13 protein-coding genes are annotated in these 19,685 nt (G+C 59.8%); 4 read left to right on the plus strand and 9 right to left on the minus strand.

What is annotated here, in order from left to right:
• Nucleotides 1-39: 39 nt before the first annotated feature.
• Nucleotides 40-2,226, minus strand: coding sequence for a choline BCCT transporter BetT (gene betT / locus CS919_RS00215; protein ID WP_099297113.1), 2,187 nt, complete (start codon nucleotides 2,224-2,226; stop codon nucleotides 40-42).
• A gap of 332 nt (nucleotides 2,227-2,558) precedes the next feature.
• Between betT and betA the strand changes: the two genes are divergently transcribed.
• Nucleotides 2,559-4,346 carry a choline dehydrogenase gene (betA, locus tag CS919_RS00220; RefSeq protein WP_099297115.1) on the plus strand — a complete coding sequence of 596 codons (1,788 nt, stop codon included), beginning with the start codon at nucleotides 2,559-2,561 and terminating at the stop codon, nucleotides 4,344-4,346.
• Between the two features lie 48 nt (nucleotides 4,347-4,394).
• Here the strand turns inward: betA and trmD are convergent, their stop codons facing one another.
• The 4 genes from trmD to rpsP form a co-directional block, all read right to left on the minus strand.
• Nucleotides 4,395-5,282: a tRNA (guanosine(37)-N1)-methyltransferase TrmD gene (gene trmD, locus CS919_RS00225; protein ID WP_234990727.1), complete on the minus strand. Its 888-nt coding sequence runs from the start codon at nucleotides 5,280-5,282 to the stop codon at nucleotides 4,395-4,397.
• Nucleotides 5,279-5,845 carry a ribosome maturation factor RimM gene (gene rimM / locus CS919_RS00230; protein ID WP_099297119.1) on the minus strand — a complete coding sequence of 189 codons (567 nt, stop codon included), beginning with the start codon at nucleotides 5,843-5,845 and terminating at the stop codon, nucleotides 5,279-5,281. Before rimM ends, trmD begins: the two co-directional genes overlap by 4 nt.
• A 95-nt stretch (nucleotides 5,846-5,940) precedes the next feature.
• On the minus strand, nucleotides 5,941-7,284 hold the full coding sequence (gene gdhA / locus CS919_RS00235; protein ID WP_099297121.1) for an NADP-specific glutamate dehydrogenase: 1,344 nt from the start codon (nucleotides 7,282-7,284) through the stop codon (nucleotides 5,941-5,943).
• Nucleotides 7,285-7,485: 201 nt separating this feature from the next.
• On the minus strand, nucleotides 7,486-8,007 hold the full coding sequence (gene rpsP, locus CS919_RS00240; protein ID WP_099297123.1) for a 30S ribosomal protein S16: 522 nt from the start codon (nucleotides 8,005-8,007) through the stop codon (nucleotides 7,486-7,488).
• Between the two features lie 211 nt (nucleotides 8,008-8,218).
• On the opposite strand from rpsP, the gene CS919_RS00245 reads away from it, so the two are divergent.
• Complete coding sequence (locus CS919_RS00245) at nucleotides 8,219-9,784, plus strand: protein adenylyltransferase SelO (protein ID WP_099297125.1); 1,566 nt, start codon at nucleotides 8,219-8,221, stop codon at nucleotides 9,782-9,784.
• Nucleotides 9,785-9,793: 9 nt separating this feature from the next.
• Here CS919_RS00245 and ffh read toward each other — a convergent pair whose 3' ends face one another.
• The 3 genes from ffh to ftsY all read right to left on the minus strand — a co-directional run bounded on the left by ffh (nucleotide 9,794) and on the right by ftsY (nucleotide 14,722).
• The gene (gene ffh / locus CS919_RS00250; RefSeq protein ID WP_099297127.1) at nucleotides 9,794-11,392 is read right to left on the minus strand and encodes a signal recognition particle protein; all 1,599 of its coding nucleotides are present in this window, start codon (nucleotides 11,390-11,392) and stop codon (nucleotides 9,794-9,796) included.
• Between the two features lie 160 nt (nucleotides 11,393-11,552).
• The gene (locus tag CS919_RS00255; RefSeq protein WP_099297129.1) at nucleotides 11,553-12,872 is read right to left on the minus strand and encodes an ammonium transporter; all 1,320 of its coding nucleotides are present in this window, start codon (nucleotides 12,870-12,872) and stop codon (nucleotides 11,553-11,555) included.
• 152 nt (nucleotides 12,873-13,024) lie between these two features.
• The gene (gene ftsY, locus CS919_RS00260) at nucleotides 13,025-14,722 is read right to left on the minus strand and encodes a signal recognition particle-docking protein FtsY (RefSeq protein ID WP_099297131.1); all 1,698 of its coding nucleotides are present in this window, start codon (nucleotides 14,720-14,722) and stop codon (nucleotides 13,025-13,027) included.
• Between the two features lie 729 nt (nucleotides 14,723-15,451).
• On the opposite strand from ftsY, the gene CS919_RS10630 reads away from it, so the two are divergent.
• Together CS919_RS10630 and CS919_RS00265 are read left to right on the plus strand one after the other, a co-directional pair.
• A complete protein-coding gene (locus CS919_RS10630) occupies nucleotides 15,452-15,805 on the plus strand; it encodes an alpha/beta hydrolase (RefSeq protein ID WP_143341729.1) in 354 nt (117 codons plus the stop codon).
• Nucleotides 15,720-16,133: an alpha/beta hydrolase gene (locus CS919_RS00265; protein WP_143341730.1), complete on the plus strand. Its 414-nt coding sequence runs from the start codon at nucleotides 15,720-15,722 to the stop codon at nucleotides 16,131-16,133. The genes CS919_RS10630 and CS919_RS00265 overlap by 86 nt, the downstream gene beginning before the upstream one ends.
• On the opposite strand, the gene CS919_RS00270 is transcribed toward CS919_RS00265, so the two are convergent.
• Nucleotides 16,130-19,684, minus strand: a complete 3,555-nt coding sequence (locus CS919_RS00270; protein WP_234990688.1) for a hypothetical protein — start codon at nucleotides 19,682-19,684, stop codon at nucleotides 16,130-16,132. The two genes, CS919_RS00265 and CS919_RS00270, sit on opposite strands and share 4 nt — an antisense overlap.
• Nucleotide 19,685 lies beyond the last annotated feature (1 nt).

Consider the following 19,685-nt stretch of genomic DNA (forward strand, 5'->3'; position numbering starts at 1 on the left):
GAATCTGTTGGCGCTTCCGCGACGTGGCAGGACTGGCGGTTAGGCGTCCTCTGACCATTCGCGAGCGGGCTCCGAACCGTCCGTGATATCTGACGTTCCGGGCAGATCACGCTGAATGTGCAAGAACTCCAAGTGGCGTTCATAGAGGTCAAGCACATTATTGATCAGTTGATCTTGCGTGTAGCCAAACACGTCATATCCCAAAGAACCAGTGCGATCGAAGACCTCGAGGCGGTAATAAACCTCTCCATCGCTGGTGTTTCGCGTGAACGACGGCACAGGATGCTCCATCGGATAGACCTGGTAGCGGAAATCCTGCTCCTGATCCATATCTACCGTGAGATCCAGCTGCGATACTGGCAATCCAGAAACCGCGGAGCTGATAAGTACGGCCTTCAGTCCCTTGTTCTCCAGCTCTCTGGTGACCTGTTCCAACGCAGGTTGAGCCACAGCGTCTAGGTATTCCTGTGCTCGCTTACTGTGTGGCCACGTTGAGGCTCGGCTCAGGCGGTGGCGCCAACCCACATTCTGGGAACCCGAACCAGTTCGTCCGGAGATCGCACCATGGAAGGAAATTGCCCGGGCGTTGGTGTGGTAATTCTCCAACCGGAACGAGCGGACCAGTCCCAACATCACGCCGTACATCACCACGGCAAATGGCAATCCCATCACCACGGTGGCGGATTGGACAGTGGTCACACCGTCCATTTGCAGAAGAACAATGGTCAGCACCCCCACCAGAACGGACCACAACATACGGGAGTACTTTCCGCCGTCCTGCCTACTATCCGTGATCTTCGACGTGAAGTTGGAAAGCACCAGCGCACCAGAATCGGCAGACGTGATGTACAGCAACAGGCCAACGAGTGTGGCCAAACCGATGAGGAAAGTCGCACCGGGGTAGGTGCTTAAAAGGTCATAGAAACCCTGTTCCGGGGCAGCCGCCGTGGTCTCTCCAAATGCGAAATCTCCGCCGTTGATGATGCGATCCAACGCGGAGTTTCCGAAGAAGCTCATCCACGCCAAGATGAAGAAAAACGGAATGGTCAGCACGCCCACCACGAACTGACGCAGTGAACGGCCACGGGAGATACGCGCCAAGAAAAGACCCACGAATGGCGCCCATGCCACCCACCAAGCCCAGAAGAATAGAGTCCAACCAGACATCCATTCCTTCACGGCGGCTTGATCCTCGACGAATGCAAAGGTTTCCATGGTCATGCCTGGGAAAGACGAGACATAGTCGCCGATATTCATCACGAAGGCGTCGAACAAAAACGCGGTCTTGCCTGTGGCAACGACCCACACCAGCAGACCCAGCGCCAGCACCACGTTGAGCTCACTGAGCAGCTTAATTCCCCTATCCACGCCCGAGACTGCAGAAATGGTGGCAACCACCACGGCGATGGCGACGAGGGCAATCTGCGCAGCTAGCGATTGCTCGATCCCGAACATGAGGCTGAGACCATAGTTCAACTGCACCACGCCGATACCCAGCGATGCCGTAATACCAAAGACCGTTCCCAACACCGCAGCAATATCGACGGTATCGCCGATAGGGCCATGAATGCGCTTGCCGAAAATAGGCGATAAAGCGCTGCGGATCGCCAACGGCATATTGAGGCGGTAGGCATAGTAGCCAAAAGCCATGCCCATCAGGGCATACATTGCCCAACCAGTGACACCGTAGTGGAACAGCGCCCACACCACGGCCTGCTCGGCGGCCGCCTGGGACTCCGGAGTGAGCTCAGGTGGGGCCAAGTACTGAGTGACGGGTTCCGCCACCGAGAAGAACATGAGATCCACGCCGATACCCGCGGCAAACAACATGGCCGCCCACGAGAACAAGCGGAACTGAGGGCGAGAATGATCCGGCCCCAGACGAATCGTACCTGCCTTGGAGAACGCCACCCACAAGACAAAACCCACGACGATCGTGCTGGTCAAGATATAGAACCAACCCAGGTTGGTGGCGATCCAACCGGTCACCGTGGCCAACTGTTCGGCCGCAGAATCCTTGCCTATACCCGCGTAGAGCGTGACAGCCAACACGCCAGCTGCGGAAATGAGAAAGACCGGCCAATTAATGCGCGGGCTCTCCACGCTTCCCGGCAGGTATGGCTCCGAGCTTCCCACGTTGTACGACCCGATCACCACTTCTGGCTGGATCTGCTCTGACGCTCGTCTTTCGTCGGTGGGGTCGTGCGAGTTCTCTGAATTTTTCATCCAGTTATCTCCTCAAATGTCGTTCGCTGCAGACATGGTGCTTCCGCAGCTTTTACGTTCATGAAACGTCAATCTGGTCGAGTTGCGACCCACGTGCCTGGCGCCTGATTCACAAGGATTGACTGCCAACAACACGCAACGTTTTCACCCTACACAGGAGTGAAGTTGTCTTTTGATGCTTTAGATCAGTCCTCCAAACTTGCAGCCGGAGGCAGCATAGATCCACGTCAAAACGGCATTCTGGTAGCGTCGAGCCAAGAATGACTCGGGCAAGACATGCCACACGAGCCGTCGCAGATCCGAATGAGAACCGACACAGAGAGGTCCTATATATGGCGTTCACAAGCGTTGTGCGTTCCCTATTTAATTCCAACGACACCGCGGGTGAGGTGGTGGAAGACCGCCGACGTGATGCGGTGATCGTGGGTGGCGGATCCGCCGGATCTGTGATGGCCAATCGATTGAGTGAGGATCCAGATCAGTCCGTGATGGTTCTGGAAGCTGGCCGCATGGATTCCATCTGGGATCTCTACATTCACATGCCGTCTGGGTTCTCTTTCCCCATCGGCAATAAGCACTACGACTGGATGTACGAGACCGAACCAGAGCCAGAGATGAACGGACGGCGCGTACCTCATGCGCGTGGCAAGGTTTTGGGTGGCTCCGGTTCCATCAACGGCATGATTTTCCAGCGTGGCAACCCCATGGATTACGAAAAGTGGGGCCAGCTTCCCGGCATGAGCAACTGGGATTATGCACACTGCCTGCCGTACTTCAACAAGATGGAAACCGCTAAGGGTGCAGATCCACAGGATCCTCGCCGCGGTCATGACGGCCCTCTGTACTTGAGCCGCGGACCGGCCACCACTCCCCTGTTCCAAGCGCTATTTAAGTCTGTGCAGCAAGCCGGCTACCACCTGACCAACGATGTCAATGGCTACCGCCAGGAGGGGTTCGCTCCATTCGACCGCAACATTAAGCACGGCTCTCGAGCCTCCTCTGCGCGTTCCTACCTGCACCCCGTTAAGGATCGGAAGAACCTCGATATCCGTACCAGGGCATTCACCACCCGCGTTCTGTTCGAGGGAACCAAGGCGGTTGGCGTCGAATACGAATGGAAGGGCAAGACCCACCGCGTGTTCGCAGACAAGGTAATCCTCTGCGGCGGCGCCATCAACACTCCGCAGTTGCTGCAGCTGTCCGGCGTGGGTCCACGTGAGTTGCTGGAAGACCACGACATCGACGTGGTCAAGGACCTGCCAGGCGTGGGCGAGAACCTGCAGGATCACCTCGAGGTCTACATCCAGTACGAAGTGGATACCGAGTACTCCTCCCAGCCTTTCCTGCACAAGTGGCGCTGGCCGCTGATGGGCCTGCAGTGGCTGCTCACCAAGAAGGGGCCGGTGGCCACCTCGCACTTCGAGGCGGGCGGCTTCGTTCGTTCCAATGACGACGAGGACTACCCCAACCTGATGTTCCACTTCCTGCCCATGGCCGTGCGCTACGATGGCACCCCAGCCAAGGTCAAGCACGGCTTCCAGTGGCACGTGGGACCAATGTTCTCGGACACCAAGGGCTGGGTACGCATCCAGTCCAAGGATCCGCACGTCAAGCCAAAGATGCTGTTTAACTACCTCCGTACGGAGCAGGACCGCCGCGAGTGGGTGGAGGCCGTACACAAGGCGCGCGAATTGATGGCCACCGATGCGATGGCTGAGCACGGCACCAAGGAGTTCTCCCCAGGACCCGCCGTCCAGTCCGACGAAGAGATCTTGGAGTGGGTGCGCAACGATGGCGAAACCGCTCTGCACCCTTCCTGCACGGCGAAGATGGGCCCGGCAGAAGACGAGATGGCCGTGGTGGATCCTGAATCCATGCAAGTCCACGGCACTGAGGGCCTGTACGTGGTTGACGCGTCAGTCATGCCGATCATCACCAACGGCAACATCTACGCGCCCACGATGATGCTGGCGGAGAAGGCCGCGGACCTGATTCGTGGCAAGCAGCCACTGGAGCCAAATAACGCCCCCTTCTACCAGGCGAAGAAGGATATGCCACTGTACGCCGAAGGCGAAGCAGTGCGCGATCACAGGCACGCCATCCCTGGTGCGGATCACTAGATTTGAAGCGTTAGGTTCGGATCAGACCGAACCTAGCCCTCTGGGAACCTAGCCCTCCGGCGAGCAGCCTGCTTCTAGGGCTTGCTCGTCGCGGGGGCTGAGTTCCCCGGCGGCTCGCAGCTGTTCCAGCAGCTCGGGCCGCCTTTGTGCTGTGCGTAGCAGTGCCTGATCCCGGCGCCACCGGTCCACCTTTTTGTGGTTGCCGCTCAGCAGCACCGACGGCACCTCGTGCTCGCGCCACAGACGAGGCTTGGTGTAGCTGGGGCCTTCCAGCAGCCCATCTTGGAAGCTATCTTCCTGGTGGCTGGCTTGATTTCCCAGCACACCGGGGATGAGCCGGACCACGGCCTCGGCCATGACCAGCACCGCAACCTCCCCGCCGATGAGCACGTAATCGCCGATGGATACTTCCTCCACCCGGTAGGTCCGCGCCGCTTCGTCCACCACACGCTGATCGATGCCCTCGTATCGGCCGCACGCGAACACCAGGTGGTCCTCCTGCGACCATCGTTCGGCCATGTCTTGGGTGAACGGAATGCCCGCCGGGGTGGGCACGATCAACAGTGGGGTCTTGTTATTTTCGACGCCAGGTCGCTCATCCTTGGCGTCGGAAACGATAGACGAGGAAGCCGACGGACGGTGCGGGACCGAGGAGGTCAGATCCGTGGACTGGGCCACTACACCAGTGCCGGCGGCAACGTCGTCCAACGCTGGGCCCCAAACCTCTGGCTTCATGACCATGCCGGGGCCGCCACCGTAGGGAGAATCATCCACGGCTTGGTGAACGCCCTTGGTCCAGGAACGGAGATTATGCACTCCGACCTGCAAGATTCCGGACTCGATGGCTTTACCCAGCAGCGCGTGCCGAAGTGGCTCGAGGTACTCAGGGAAGATGGTGATGACGTCTAGGCGCACGGCTCTTAGCGTTCCTCTCAGAGATCCAACAGGCCCTCGGGCGGGGTGATGACCAGGGCTTCGTTGTCCAGATCCACGATGGGAACAATGGCGGTGCGGAAAGGAATCAGCACGATCTTGCCGGGCTTAGCATCGAGCGCGACCTCCAGCAGCGTGCCCGCTGGGCCGTGCGTCACACCGGTGACTTCGCCGATGTCCTCGGGTTCTGGCTCGGCACCTTCGTAGGCGCGAGCGTGAGCAGTTTCTTCGTCCACGGCGCCCACGTTGAGCACGCGCAGGCCTTCCAGCTCGTGGTCGTAGTATCCCTCTTCATCCTCGTCAAAGATGGGATCGGCGAAAAAGCGCAGGCCACGCAGGCTCTCAGCGGCCGTGCGGTCGGTGATCTCTTCTGTGGTCAGCAGCAGGCGGCCTTGGTGCGGACGCGTGGAGCGGATAGTCAGCTCCATATCGCGTCCTGCTTGCCGGCCCTGCAAAACGGTGCCCTGCGCGAACCGCAGCTCGGGCTGGTCAGTGGTGACATCCACCACGAGTTCCCCACGCACGCCGTGGGGTTTGATAACGCGTCCGATCTGCAGTTCAACCATGCTGGTCAGTGTAATTCACAGGGGGTGGCAGATCATACTGACGGGGCAGATAAGCCGAAGGCCTGGTAGGACAGTGACAACGAATACAGATCCGGCTAGATCACGCCTTGTGCGAGCATCGCGTCTGCCACCTTGCGGAAGCCCGCGATGTTTGCGCCGGTGACGTAGTCCCGCTCCACTTCGTACTCTTCGGCGGTCTCTGCACATGACTTGAAGATATTGCGCATGATGCCCTTAAGACGCTTATCCGTGTACTCAAAGCTCCAGGAATCGCGGGAAGCATTCTGCTGCATCTCTAGAGCGGAGGTGGCCACGCCACCAGCATTGGCAGCCTTACCGGGCGCAAAGCGAACCTTGCGCTTGCGGAAGACCTCGATTGCTTCCGGGGTACACGGCATGTTGGCACCCTCTGCCACGTACTTCACGCCGTTGTCTGCCAGCAGCTTTGCGGACTCGCCGTCCAGCTCGTTCTGGGTGGCACACGGCAAAGCCACGTCGGCCTCGATCTCCCAGATATTACCGTTCTCATGGAACTCGGCTTCGGAGGCTTCCTTGGCGTACTCGGAGACGCGTTCGCGTCGCTTTTCCTTCACTTCCTGGAGCAGTTCCACGTCCACGCCATCGGGAGTGGAGACATAACCAGAAGAGTCAGAGAAGCCCACCACAGTGGCACCCAATTCCTGCGCCTTGGCGATCGCGTAGATTGCCACATTGCCAGAACCAGAAACGATGACTTTGGCACCGTCCAGGCGTTCACCTTCGGCGCTCATCATTTCCTGCGTGAAGTACACCGCGCCGTAACCCGTAGCTTCGGTACGCACCAAGGAACCACCCCACTGCAGGCCTTTGCCGGTCAGCACGCCGGATTCGTAAACGTTGTTGATGCGACGGTACTGGCCAAAGAGGTAGCCGATCTCGCGTCCTCCCACGCCGATGTCACCGGCAGGCACATCGATCTTGTCGCCAATGTGGCGCTGCAGCTCAGTCATGAAGGACTGACAGAAACGCATGATTTCCAGGTCTGACTTACCCTTCGGGTCAAAGTCAGAACCACCCTTGCCGCCACCGATGGGAAGGCCGGTCAAGGAGTTCTTAAAGATCTGCTCAAAACCGAGGAACTTGATGATGCCCAGGTTCACCGATGGGTGGAAGCGCAAGCCGCCCTTGTAAGGACCCAGCACAGAGTTGAACTGCACACGGAAACCGCGGTTGACCTGCACGTTGCCCTGATCATCGGTCCAGGGCACGCGGAAGATGATCTGGCGCTCCGGCTCACACATGCGCTCGATCAGACCGTATTCGGCGTAGTAATCATCCTTTTGCAGTACGTACTTGAGGCTTTCCAATACCTCGGAGACTGCTTGGTGGAATTCCGGCTCTCCGGCGTTGCGCTGCAGAATCTGCTCGTAATAGGTCTTTACGGTCTGATCTACGTTCACGGTGGCGCTACCTCCAAGTTGTGTTGTTCATCATAAATTCCTCGTGCCTTCCCAACTGTAGTGAGGTGCGAGACAACCAACTACCACCGAGGGGTGATTGCAGGGTTAGTTGCGCATACAAAAAACCGACCCGAAGGTCGGTCTTTTTCACTTTTTATACCCGGTTATCCCAAGCCTAGCGAGAAGAATCGCAGCGCGAAATTACTCTGCGGACTCTTCAGAAGCAGCTTCCTCAGCTGGTGCTTCCTCAGATGCGGCCTCTTCAGCTGCTTCCTTTTCTGCAGCCTCTTCAGCAGCGGCAACCTCAGCAGCAGCCTTAGCCTCTGCCTCTTCCTTTGCCTTGCGCTTCTTCTCGGTGATGGCCTCTGCGGTTGGTCCGTCAGCAGCCTCGGAGAGAGCCTCGTTGAACAGGTCCAGCTTGGACTTCTTCTCTGGCTGTGGCTTCAGGGTGCCCTCGGCGCCCTCGAGTCCCTTGAACTTCTGCCAGTCGCCGGTCACCTTGAGCAGTGCGAGCACTGGCTCGGTTGGCTGTGCGCCCACGCCCAACCAGTACTGTGCACGCTCGGAATCGATGCGGATCACAGATGGGTTGTAGGTTGGCTGGTAGATACCGAGGTTCTCAATAACCTTGCCGGAACGACGGGTGCGGGCGTCTGCGACGACCACGCGGTATTCAGGGGTACGGATCTTACCCAAGCGCTGCAGCTTAATCTTTACGGCCATGATGGCTCCTTATTTGGTCACGGGGCAGTTCAGTCACCTTATGCCGGATGCAAAAGGCCGGTTCAACCCTTGATGTTTTAGCTGCGGGTGACCACCGGCCGACCGGAGTCGGTGTCGGTGTAACGCAGCAACCTTGCACATTTTAGTTGATGGGGTTCGTTTCACCAAAACCCTTCGCGTCGTTGTACGTTTCATCGTTACAGTGGCGAGCATGTTGTCCTCCTCCCCTCGCCTCACCTCCCGTTTCGCCAACAGTCTGCCCGCCATGTGTGCGCCGTGGTCCCCCGTTCCTTTTTCCGACGCCAACCTTCTCCTCCTCAACGAACCCCTGTCTCGCGAGCTGGGTATTGATCCAGGGTGGCTGCGCACGGAAAATGGCTTGCGGTTTTTACTGGGAGAAGAGCTTCCGGAGGATGCCTTTCCGGTTTCCCAGGCGTATGCCGGCCATCAGTTTGGCCAGTTCAATCCACTATTGGGCGATGGTCGCGCGGCCCTACTCGGCGAACTCGAAGTGACTTCTGGAGGTTCACCCGAGACTGCCGCACCGCGCGATATTCATCTAAAGGGCAGCGGACGCACACCGTACTCCCGGGGTGGTTCAGACGGCCGTGCAGCGGCGGGCCCGATGCTGCGGGAGTTCCTCATCAGCGAAGCGATGCACGCGATGGGCATCCCCACCACCCGCTCTTTGGCTGTGATCCTCACTGGCGAGTCCGTTCAACGAAACGTTCCTGAGCCAGGGGCAGTACTGGTACGCGTAGCTAGCTCTCACTTGAGGGTCGGCAGTTTTCAATACGCCCGGATGATGCAGCAGCGCTCTCCGGAGCTCCTCCAGGAACTCGCAGATTTCGCGCTGGAACGCCACCACGCAACCGACAGCGACACGCCTTTGGATGATAGCGACTACCTGGGGTTGCTTCGAGAAGTTTGCGCTAAGCAGGCGCGGCTCGTGGCGCGGTGGATGCACGTGGGGTTTGTCCATGGGGTGATGAACACGGACAATATCACCATCTCCGGTGAGACGATTGACTACGGTCCCTGTGCCTTCCTCGATTCATTCAATCCCCACACTTGGTTTAGCTCTATTGACCAGCAAGGGCGCTACGCATTCGGACGCCAACCAGCCATCATGCTGTGGGATCTGGAACGTCTCGCGGAATCTCTGCTTCCTGTGATTGAGGAGCAGTTGGATACTGATACCGAGGGGGCAGTCGCCGCAGCCACGGAGGTCTTGCAGGAATTCCCGTCGATGTATCGCAATGCGTTTACGCGGACGATGGTGCCCGCGTTAGGATTCACGACGGCAGGTTCCGATTCCCCTAGCTCGGAACAGCGTGCCCTGTGCGACGAGTTTGTGGAGTGGCTCAACGGGGCACAACCCGATCAGCTTTCAGTCCTGCGGAGCCTCGCCACGCTGGCAGAGTCAACGAACCTCACCGTGTCAGCTAGTGCGAGCGGCGATGAGGAAGCTTCCGCACTACCACCCGCAGAGTGGCTGCATCGCTGGCACGAGCTCAATCCCGATGCCGCGTTGATGAGGCACACCAATCCCGTGCGCATTCCCCGCAATCACCTGGTGGAGGAAGCACTCCAAGCTGCTTCATATGGAGACTTCGAAGCCTTTGAAGAACTACTTGCGGCCGTGACTGATCCTTTCGACAGCACCGGAAGCGAAGAGTCTGGCGTCGAAAAGAAAAACAACAGGGTGCACGACGAAAAGTTCGCACACCCTGCTCCGGAAGGCTTCGGACCCTACACCACATTCTGCGGCACGTAAGGACCCCAGCTACCTGCCCTTTTTGCCGAAGCCCATCTTAGATAGATCGATGTTCTCGAATCCAGGGGGCATCTGCTCCTGCATCTTCTGCAGCTCGGCCATGTCCGGCATTCCGCCACCACCGGGCATCCCGGGCATTCCCGGCATGCCGCCCATTCCCGGAGGCATCTTCGGCTGAGTTGGGCCACGACGCTTAGCGTTCTTGCCCTTCTTACCTTTCTTGCCCTTGCGGTGGTTCTTCTGCTTCTTCGTCGCCGAGCCACCGCCCATGCCGAACTGGCCGGCCATCTTGCCCATCATCTTCTTCGCCTCGAAGAAGCGCTCCACCAGCTGGTTGACGTCCGTTACTTCCACGCCGGAACCGTTAGCAATGCGCTTGCGCCGGGAAGCGTTGAGAATATTGGGATCTTGACGCTCGCCCGGAGTCATGCCCCGGATGATCGCCTGGATGCGGTCGAGCTGCTTTTCATCGACCATGTCCGCCATCTTGGACATCTGAGAACCGCCCGGCATCATCTTCAAGATGTTGCCCAACGGGCCCATGCGGCGAATCATCATCATCTGCTCAAGGAAGTCCTCCAGCGTCAACTCGCCAGAGGCCATGCGCATAGCGGAGGACTCCGCCTGGTCCTGATCAAAGACCTTTTCGGCCTGCTCAATCAGAGTGAGCATGTCGCCCATGCCCAAGATGCGGTTGGCCATGCGATCAGGGTGGAAGACGTCGAAATCTTCCAGCTTCTCGCCAGTAGAGGCGAACATGATCGGCTTGCCGGTGACCTCACGGATGGACAGCGCGGCACCACCGCGGGCATCGCCGTCGAGCTTGGTGAGCACCACGCCGGTGAAGTCCACGCCGTCGCGGAAGGCCTCGGCGGTGGTCACCGCGTCCTGACCGATCATGGAATCGATGACGAACAGGACCTCGTCAGGCTGGACGGCATCGCGGATGTTGCGCGCCTGGGTCATGAGTTCTTCATCGATACCCAATCGGCCCGCGGTATCGATGATCACGATGTCATGCTGAGAGCGCTTGGCTTCTTCGATACCGGACTGGGCGACCTGCACTGGGTCGCCGTGGCTGGTGCCCATCTGGTGCTCTAGCGAATCCATCGAGGTGCCAGGATCCGGAGCGAAGGTAGGAACACCTGCACGCTCACCGACGATCTGCAGCTGCTGCACTGCACCAGGGCGCTGCAAGTCACAGGCCACCAGCATCGGAGTGTGGCCCTGCTCTGCCAAGTGCTTGGAGAGCTTTCCGGCCAGAGTGGTCTTACCCGCACCCTGCAGACCTGCCAGCATGATGACGGTCGGCGGATTCTTCGCCAGGTTCAAGCGACGGGTTTCGCCACCGAGAATCTGGATGAGCTCCTCGTTGACGATCTTGACGACCTGTTGGGCAGGGTTCAGAGCCTCGGAAACTTCAGAGCCCGCCGCACGTTCCTTGATGCGGCTAATGAAGCCACGGACAACAGTCAGGGAGACGTCAGCCTCCAGCAACGCCAAGCGGATCTCGCGGGCTGTGGCATTAATATCCTGCTCGGTTAACCGACCCTTGCTGCGGAGCCCTTGGAGGGCGCCGGAAAGGCGATCTGAAAGCGACTCAAACACGCTGTGTCTGTCTCCTTCTTCGCGTCTCGTTCCTGCTCAAACAGGCACTTTGTGGTGCTCGGCGGGAATATGGTCACCACCAGAGCCAATGTCTAACTCCCCTACCTTACAGGGGAGCTGAACAACCACTGCTTTCCAGCGCGGTATTTGGCGCACGCCGCTATGTGTTCTCGTAGTGATACGCGGTCTCACGGTGCAGCGCACTATCAATACCGGCTTCCTCGTGGATGCCCTTGATGCGCCATCCCATCGTGTACTTCAGCGCCAATCCAATGATCAAGGTGACCACGGCACACCACAGCGCAGCGAAAAGCGCGATGACAATCTGCACGGCCAGCAACTTGAAACCATCCGAACCACCACCCGTGAACAGCCCGATATCCTTAGCAAACAGCCCGCAGGCGATCGTTCCCCATAGTCCTGCAACCAAGTGCAGACCCACCACGTCGAGGGAATCGTCGAAACGGAAACGGAACTTCAGGCCCACGCCGTAGGCAGCCAGAATGCCCCCGATGAGCCCGGCAATCAGTGACGTCAGCGGCGTGAACGTGCCAGCGGCCGGGGTGATAGTCACCAACCCAGCCACCACGCCAGAGGCTGCACCCAGTGACGTCGACCGGTGATCACGCACACGCTCGACCAGCAACCAGCCGAGCATCGCAGCGCACGCAGCGGCGGTGGTGTTGATCCAGGCCAAACCGGCCAGACCATCGGCAGCAAAAGCAGAGCCACCGTTGAATCCGAACCAACCGAACCACAGCAGTGCTGCGCCCAACATCACCAGCGGCATGTTATGAGGCTTGGTCTCTTCTTCCATGAAGCCACGGGAGTGGCCGATGATTAGTGCCAAGATCAGACCTGCAATACCGGCGTTGATGTGCACCACGGTGCCGCCAGCGAAGTCGATGGGAGCAATTGCGGCGACAGTCTCGCCAGCCTCATCGATGGTGCCGAACATCCAGGAAGCGAAGGAATCTTCTGCGTGGCTCAGCAGTCCGCCACCCCACACCATGTGTGCCATCGGGAAATACGCAAAGGTGACCCACAGTGCGGTGAACAACAGCCACGTCTTGAACTTCACTCGGTTGGCCAGCGAGCCAGAAATGATGGCTACCGCGATGGCGGCGAAGGTGACCTGGAAGCAGATATCAATCACATTGGCGTATCCAGCTGCACCCGCGATGTAATTCCCCGCCTCATCGGTTATGGCGTTTTCCAAGCCAAAGAATTCGAAAGGGTTAGAAAACAATCCCAGCCAGGACTCGGTTCCGTAGGACATCGACCAGCCCCACAGGATGTAGACAACCCCGACCACTCCGAGGGAGCCGAAGGACATCATCATCATGTTGATGGCGGATTTCTGGCGGGACATGCCTCCATAGAACAAGGCAAGCGCGGGGGTCATCAGAAGCACCAAGGCGGCGCTCATGAGCATCCAAGAGGCATTGCCGCTGGTGGCGGCGAGCTGGTCGGGGGTCATTGGTCAATCTCTTTCTCGGGACAACACTTCTGTCATTAGCTATCTAAGACAGCCGATGTGTCCATTACTCGGTTATTTTTTTACAACCTCGTGAACGGAAGCCCGAAATGTTTCCGCAATGTTTCCCAGCGGCCAGATAACCACGGCGGAATTTAACCGAGCAGGGCGTCGACAAAACTCTCCACCTCAAACGGAGCCAGGTGATCCTCGCCCTCGCCGAGACCCACCAACTTCACCGGTACGCCCAGCTCTTCCTGGACCTGGAAGACAATGCCGCCCTTGGCAGTGCCGTCCAACTTGGTGAGCACCACGCCAGTGATGTCCACAACCTCGCGGAACACGCGCGCCTGGGTCAGGCCGTTTTGTCCCACGGTCGCATCCAACACCAGCAGGACTTCGTCAACCTTGGCCCGCTTTTCCACAACACGCTTGACCTTGCCCAGTTGGTCCATCAGTCCCACGGAGGTGTGCAGACGTCCTGCGGTATCGATCAACACGACGTCCGAAGAATCCTCGATGCCCTTGGACACGGCATCGAAAGCGACGGATGCAGGATCCGCCCCCTCATCACCGCGGACAGTCTTGGCGCCGACTCGCCGACCCCACGTCTCCAGCTGATCTGCTGCTGCCGCGCGGAAGGTATCCGCCGCGCCCAGCGTCACGGAGTGGCCCATGCCGATCAACACACGGGAGAGCTTGCCGGTGGTGGTGGTCTTACCCGTTCCGTTCACGCCCACTACCATGATCACGGCGGGCTTGCCCTCATACGGCATGGCCTTGATGGAGCGATCCATCTGCGGCTTGCACGCATCGATCAGAGCAGCGCGCAGCATCGCACGGGCCTCTGCCTCGCTGGAAACACCCTGCGTAGCGATCCTTCCGCGGAGGTCATCGACCACCGCCAGTGTGGTCTTGGTGCCAAGGTCTGCCATCAGCAGCGTGTCCTCGATCTCCTCCCACGCATCTTCGTCGAGGTCGCCAGCGGACAAAATTCCCAGCACCCCCTTACCGATGACATTCTGGGACTTTGCCATGCGCGAACGCAGCTTGCCCATGCGTCCATCCACGGGAGCAATGTCATCCGCCGGGTCCGCAGTCGGCTGTTCTTCCTGGATTGTCTCCGGGGTAGTGGCCTGTTCAACCTGTTGGCTCTGCTCTTCCGCCCGAGCGACAGCGGCATCGTTGAGCTGATCTTCCGGGGTCTCGGAGGGCTGTTCGGGTTGCTCTTGTTCCTTTTCGACGCCAACCTCGGCCTCTTCAGCCTCTGGCTTGTCCTGGGCCTTGTCCGCTACAGGAGGTGCAGTCACGGGCGGTGCGGCCACGGGTGGCACGATTGGCGCGGAATCGGCCTTCTGCTCCGGCTTCTCTTCTGAGTCCTTCCCCGGTTTCTTTTCTGGCTCAGCTTGCTTTGGCTCAGACTTGTCTGACTGCGCTGGCTCTGGCGTCTTTGGCTCCGGAGTCTGCGGCTTCTCTACCGGCTTGGCTGGTGCGGGAGCTTCTTCCTTGGCAGGCTCAGGCTGCTTGGGTTCCGCCCGCTTTGGTTCTGGCCGCGCCTCCGGCTGCCGGAGGGAATCTGCCGGACGGTTAATCCGTACTCCACCGATGGTGGTCTGTCCCTCGTCCGTGCCTTCCTGAGCAGCTTCCTTCGTGGCACCTCCAGAGGTGAAATTGAAGCCGCTTTGCGCCTGGTAATTGCCAGACGATGGCTTCGGCTTCTCGATCTCCTCCTTCTTCTCGAAGGAAACCTGCTTGGCCTTATTCCTTCGCAGCCCGAAGACGATGAGCAAAATGGCGATGATCACAACAAGGACGACGCCAATGATGATCCACGTGAGCAGTGAAAGTTCCATGACTACCAGTAAACCAAAATTGGTATTGGTGGGCTCAGACCACCGGTCTACCACTACTGAGCATGATCGACTCCCTGCGATCGCTTCCCCTCACCGGAACGATCCCCATGGTTATCGCCTGGGCTCTCCTTCTGCTGACATTCGCTGCACTCATCGCGCTTGTGCCTTCTCGTACCCGCACACGATCAGCACTGTTCTCCTGCGGGATTTCCCTGGTACTCACGGGTGTCGCAGTTGGCGCCGCTCTGCGGCTGGCGCAAACTCCCGCCAGCGAGTTACGCCCCGCCTCGTTTGCTGCCTTATCTGTAGGCCTCAGCAGTGTATTTTTTTCGTCCGCGTGCTCGTCCGCAAGTTTTTCAAGTGGCGCTCACTTGTCAGCCTGCTGACTCTGATCGTCAACCTCGCCGCCGGGTTGTTGGTAGCTAATCAATCCTGCAACTTGTACCCGGACTTCGATTCATTCTTACCCACCAGTCATTACAACCAAGCGTCTGCGGAGCAGATCCCCGAACCCGATCAACAGCCCGCCTCCATTTCGCTGGCGGAATGGAATAAACTGCGCACTGCAGGAATGCTCCAATCTGCAAATCTCCCCGCAAAGAGAACTCGGGTCAGCATGCCGGTGCCCACACCGCACTCCGGATTCCAAGCTCGCAATGCATTAGTTTTCCTCCCTCCGGCCGGGTTCTCCACTCCCCGCCCCCCAGCTTCAAGTGCTCACCCTGATGAATGGATCCCCCGGCGGACCCACGCAGTGGTTCGAGGGAAGGCGGCCTAGCCAATGTGGTGGACAACTACCAGGCCACAAATAACGGCATTATCCCGATCGTGGTAGCCATCGATGTCACCGGAGACGTCGCCGCCAATCCCGTATGCACGGACAGTCCAAAAGACAAGGTAATGACCTATCTGACCCAGGAGGTGACCGACTCGATCATACATCGTTTCAGCCCCAACCCAGACCAGAAGACGTGGACCATCGGTGGCTTTTCCTACGGTGGCACGCGCCCTCCAGGTGGTCACCAACTCCTCTACCAGCTACGGAAAATTCGTGGACTACTCCGGCGAGCTGCGCCCCAATGACAGTTACTCTCGCGAAACCACCGTCAAGACTTTCTACGAGGACAGCGAAGCACTGTTCCAGCAACGCAACCCGCTAGACATTCTGCACCACGCCACCAATGACAAAATTTCTACATTCCACGGAATCAGCGGACGGTTCGTCGCAGGCAAGTCAGAAAAGTTTGCTCAGCAGGACCTGAGCACACTCAACAACAAAGCCCGCATAGCCGGCACGGACACCACCTACCGAATGGTCCCCGGAGGCCACGATTTCGGGGCGTGGAGACACGCCATCGCCGAGGACTTCGCCTACGTCGCCCAGCGCGGCAGGCTCGAACTACAGGGTTAGTCTTCGGCTTCGACTTCCTCAGGTTCGGCGTCGGGACCAAACACACCGAGTACCATGGCCTCCGCGCTGACGATGTCCCCGGTGACCAGATCCGGCACTAAACGAGCCATCTCCGACCATGCGCCGTAGACGTTGGGTAGCTTGCCCAGGTTGCTCAATCGGCCGTGGGCGTACATGCGGGCAGCCAGCGCGAACATCATCGATAGGACCGGCACCAGCGCCCACCGGTTGGCGGGATCGTCCGTGTCCACGCCGTCGAGTCGCTCGAAGCGCACGCGCGCGGACAAGTACAGCTGGCGGTTGGAGCTCTTGACCTTGCGCAGAATCTTCACCGCGGTGGTCATCAGCTCCGGGTCGCCCAGCAACTCGCTAAGCTGCTCGCGCTGCGTGAACGTCTCGAACACACTGATCAGACGCGTATTTTCCTCGCTCAGCGCACCCGGGACCACTCCCGCTCCATTGAAGAACGAGTCCAGCACGGCCTTCTGCTGCGCCGGATCCAGATGGGCGATCTGCACGGTCGTGGCATCGATACACGCCGTCTCCAGCGTGCGGTCGCGACCCGTGTCCATCGTCTCCACCAGTGTGTGACCGGCGATCTCAGCCAGCTCCGTGCGCAACGCTTTGGCGTGCGCCGTGTCATCTTCTTCGGTGAAAAGGTCGCTGAGGACCTCCAGCGCCGCGATCCAGGGCGCATCGCCGCGTCGTTTCTTGTCGTGGCTCTCACCGTCGGTATTCTCCGACGCCACCTTGCCCTGCACCAACCCGGAGGAAATGAACTGCGCGGGGCGGTCGCTGGCAGGCACCAGCGAGGTACTCATCGCATGCATGGACGCCGCAGGATTGACGGATAGGGCCTCGCGGAGCTTGGCGTGGAGATCGCCCATGACCGGAGAACCCGCCTCCGCGCTGACACGGTGTTTAAGACCACCGGCGAGCACATCCCACAGCGTCGGGAGGATCTCTGTGTCCTGCGGCAGCTGGTCGGTCTCGCCCGCCAGGAAGGCAGAGAGCTGAGTGTAAGGTGAGGCGGCGTCGACCAGAGATCCACCGAAGAAACCAGGGTGATCCACCCGCACGGCTCGGCTGCCGGGGAACTCGGGGGCGCGCAGGAAATTGAAACGATCCGTGGAGAACAGTTGGACGGCCAAAGGGCCGGCGTCGCGAAGTTCTGCAGGCAGGGGTGCTCCGATCTTGACGCTGCGGGCTGGCTCCCACGGCGCGGTCAGAGGCCAGATCCACAGCGCCTTGCCCGTCAAGCGATCGGGATCATCGCACTGGACATCGAGGGTGTGATCCTCCATATAGGTCACGGTGACCTCGGAACCAGGGACGATCCGCGCCATGCGCACGCTGACTCGGCGACCAGCAGCAGCATCCACGAACTCCAGCTCCAGCGACCCCTCGGACATGATCTGCACGGATGGCGCAATGGCCTGCAGATTAACCCACCAGGTGACGTTGTCCTGGGTCTGCAACTTCGCGGAGCGTGCCGGAGAGCCGTGACGATCACGAACCACCAGACGGGCATCAGAAATGGCGGCCTCCGGGCGTACGCGGAAACGCGTGTTCAGGTCCAGCCAATTCGCCGCGATCCGCAGCGCTTCGGTACGCCACACGGGTGCCTCGCCCTGCATGGGCAACTGGAAGCGAATGCGCGGTGGATTGACTACCACGGGCAGAGCGTCACCGGCATCTGTCTCGATCACAGCCGTGGCAAAGCGATCTGACGGGCTCAGATGCAGCGGTGCGATGCGCTCAAACGGCTTGTCTCCGGATCGCAACCGGACCGTAGTGGGGCTCAGCCCCGCGGTCAGTGGCAGGCGAGTATGTGGAGAGGCGCCATCGATCTCGACCTCCACGTTCATGCCTTCTACCAGCGCGAACTCGTGGCGGAAGCTCTCGTAGCGCGGACCGCGCAAGCGCACCAAGTACTCGCCGACCCACGGGCTGTCATAGGCCTCGGGATCGAAGACATCAAAGACTCCACCTTCGGCGGAGACCTCCAGGGGCTCCTCCTCAGAGACCGCCTCGCCGGGCACGCCGGGGCCAGCGTAGGCGGAGACGGATACGTGCCACAGTTCGGTATCGCCGGAGATCGTCGGCGGGAACTCCACACGCAAGCTCTCAGAGAATATGGGCTTGCCACTGGCAGTCTCGATCGACGGCTCCGGCTGATCCGGCTCCACGAACAGCACGCGTTGGCGCGGATCCACGGCGCGCATCGTGTCCATAGACGGACGTCGCTCCCCCGAACGCTCGATGTGCAGGCTCAGCGCATCCGAGAGGTCCAGGCGACGGATCACCCAGCCATCCCATAGCTTCATGGGACGCTCCCACACCACGGGGATCGAACGATCCTGAACCGGATCCACCGCAGTCGTATCCTCCGGGCACACAACGATCACCGAGACGCGATGAAGCGTGTCCAGCTCCGTGAGCTCCGCGCCACGGACAGAGAAGATCAGCGCGGGCTCCGGCCGGTTGATCACCGGCAATGTCCAGTGCTCGCCGTGAGTCATGCTGTGCACGTGCAACTCGCGCAGCGGGCGGCGAATCGGCAGATCCACCACCTCAGAATCGGAACCGCCCAGGTGCTCGGAGCGGCCCGTGCGGAATGCATGCGGGCGCCCGTCGGTATCCACGCGCCAGCGGATCTCTGCGGCAGGTTCTTCCTCCACGGAGGGCAAGCTCTGCGCAGGCAAGCGCAGCACCACACGATTGCGATCCACATCCAACCGCAGCCGCGGTTGGTCCTCACGGTGAGCCACGCCCACGGCGTAACGCCGATCCTCGGTGCCCACCGGGCGCTCGCGCAGCTCCTCGATCACGTCTTCCAAGATCAACCGAGGAAGTTTTACCGCTGGCAGAGTGTATTCCCACGTCTCCGGGTGTGCTTCCGCATGGCGGATCACCTGCACCAAAGGCGTGAATAGACGCTGCGCAATCTGCGGCTTGAGCGTGCACAGCGGACCGGCCTGCAACTCGCCCCCTGCGAGTTGCTGCACCACTGCGGCGGCTTCCTGTTCGGTATCGTCTACTGCGGTTGCGTCTTGGCGTCGAGAATCAAAGGCCTCAACCACCTCCGGGATCCAGTCCGTGGCCAGCCCCACGTGCAAGAACAGGCGACCGTTCTCTCCATCCGGACCGCCCACGGCCTCATCGAATGGATCCAAGCCAGCCGCCGAAAGAATCTCCGCAAAACGGCCTTCAACGCAGGTCAAGCGCTCGTCCGTAGGCTCCAGACCCAGCCCTGCCCAGAACTCGCGAGGCAGCTCGCCCACACGGTTGAAACGAGCCGCGCGCGTGATCAGCGCAGTTGCGGTCAAAGCCGGGCAAGCTGCCAACAGCGCCGCCGGATCCGCCCCCGCAGCCAGCTGACGGGAGAGGAAGGTACCGAAGAATCGAGAATAGCGTTCCAGCTGGTCACCAGCGATATCAAGATCCACAAAGAGCTCCACATCGTGAAGCCGGGCGGCTAACGCTGCTTCCGCTGTGGAAGCCCAAGGTAGGAGTGTGTCATTCACGTCTGCGATGGGGCTGTCAGTCACG

Origin of the sequence: Corynebacterium dentalis, assembly GCF_900232865.1 — a bacterium.
GTDB classification, from domain to species: domain Bacteria; phylum Actinomycetota; class Actinomycetes; order Mycobacteriales; family Mycobacteriaceae; genus Corynebacterium; species Corynebacterium dentalis.

Excerpts from the sequence above, each read along its gene's own strand:
- betA (WP_099297115.1), top strand. The coding sequence starts at position 2,559 with ATGGCGTTCACAAGCGTTGTGCGTTCCCTATTTAATTCCAACGACACC.
- rpsP (WP_099297123.1), bottom strand. The coding sequence starts at position 8,007 with ATGGCCGTAAAGATTAAGCTGCAGCGCTTGGGTAAGATCCGTACCCCT.
- ftsY (WP_099297131.1), bottom strand. The coding sequence starts at position 14,722 with ATGGAACTTTCACTGCTCACGTGGATCATCATTGGCGTCGTCCTTGTT.
- CS919_RS00245 (WP_099297125.1), top strand. The coding sequence starts at position 8,219 with ATGTTGTCCTCCTCCCCTCGCCTCACCTCCCGTTTCGCCAACAGTCTG.
- CS919_RS10630 (WP_143341729.1), top strand. The coding sequence starts at position 15,452 with ATGGATCCCCCGGCGGACCCACGCAGTGGTTCGAGGGAAGGCGGCCTA.
- betT (WP_099297113.1), bottom strand. The coding sequence starts at position 2,226 with ATGAAAAATTCAGAGAACTCGCACGACCCCACCGACGAAAGACGAGCG.
- rimM (WP_099297119.1), bottom strand. The coding sequence starts at position 5,845 with ATGGTTGAACTGCAGATCGGACGCGTTATCAAACCCCACGGCGTGCGT.
- CS919_RS00255 (WP_099297129.1), bottom strand. The coding sequence starts at position 12,872 with ATGACCCCCGACCAGCTCGCCGCCACCAGCGGCAATGCCTCTTGGATG.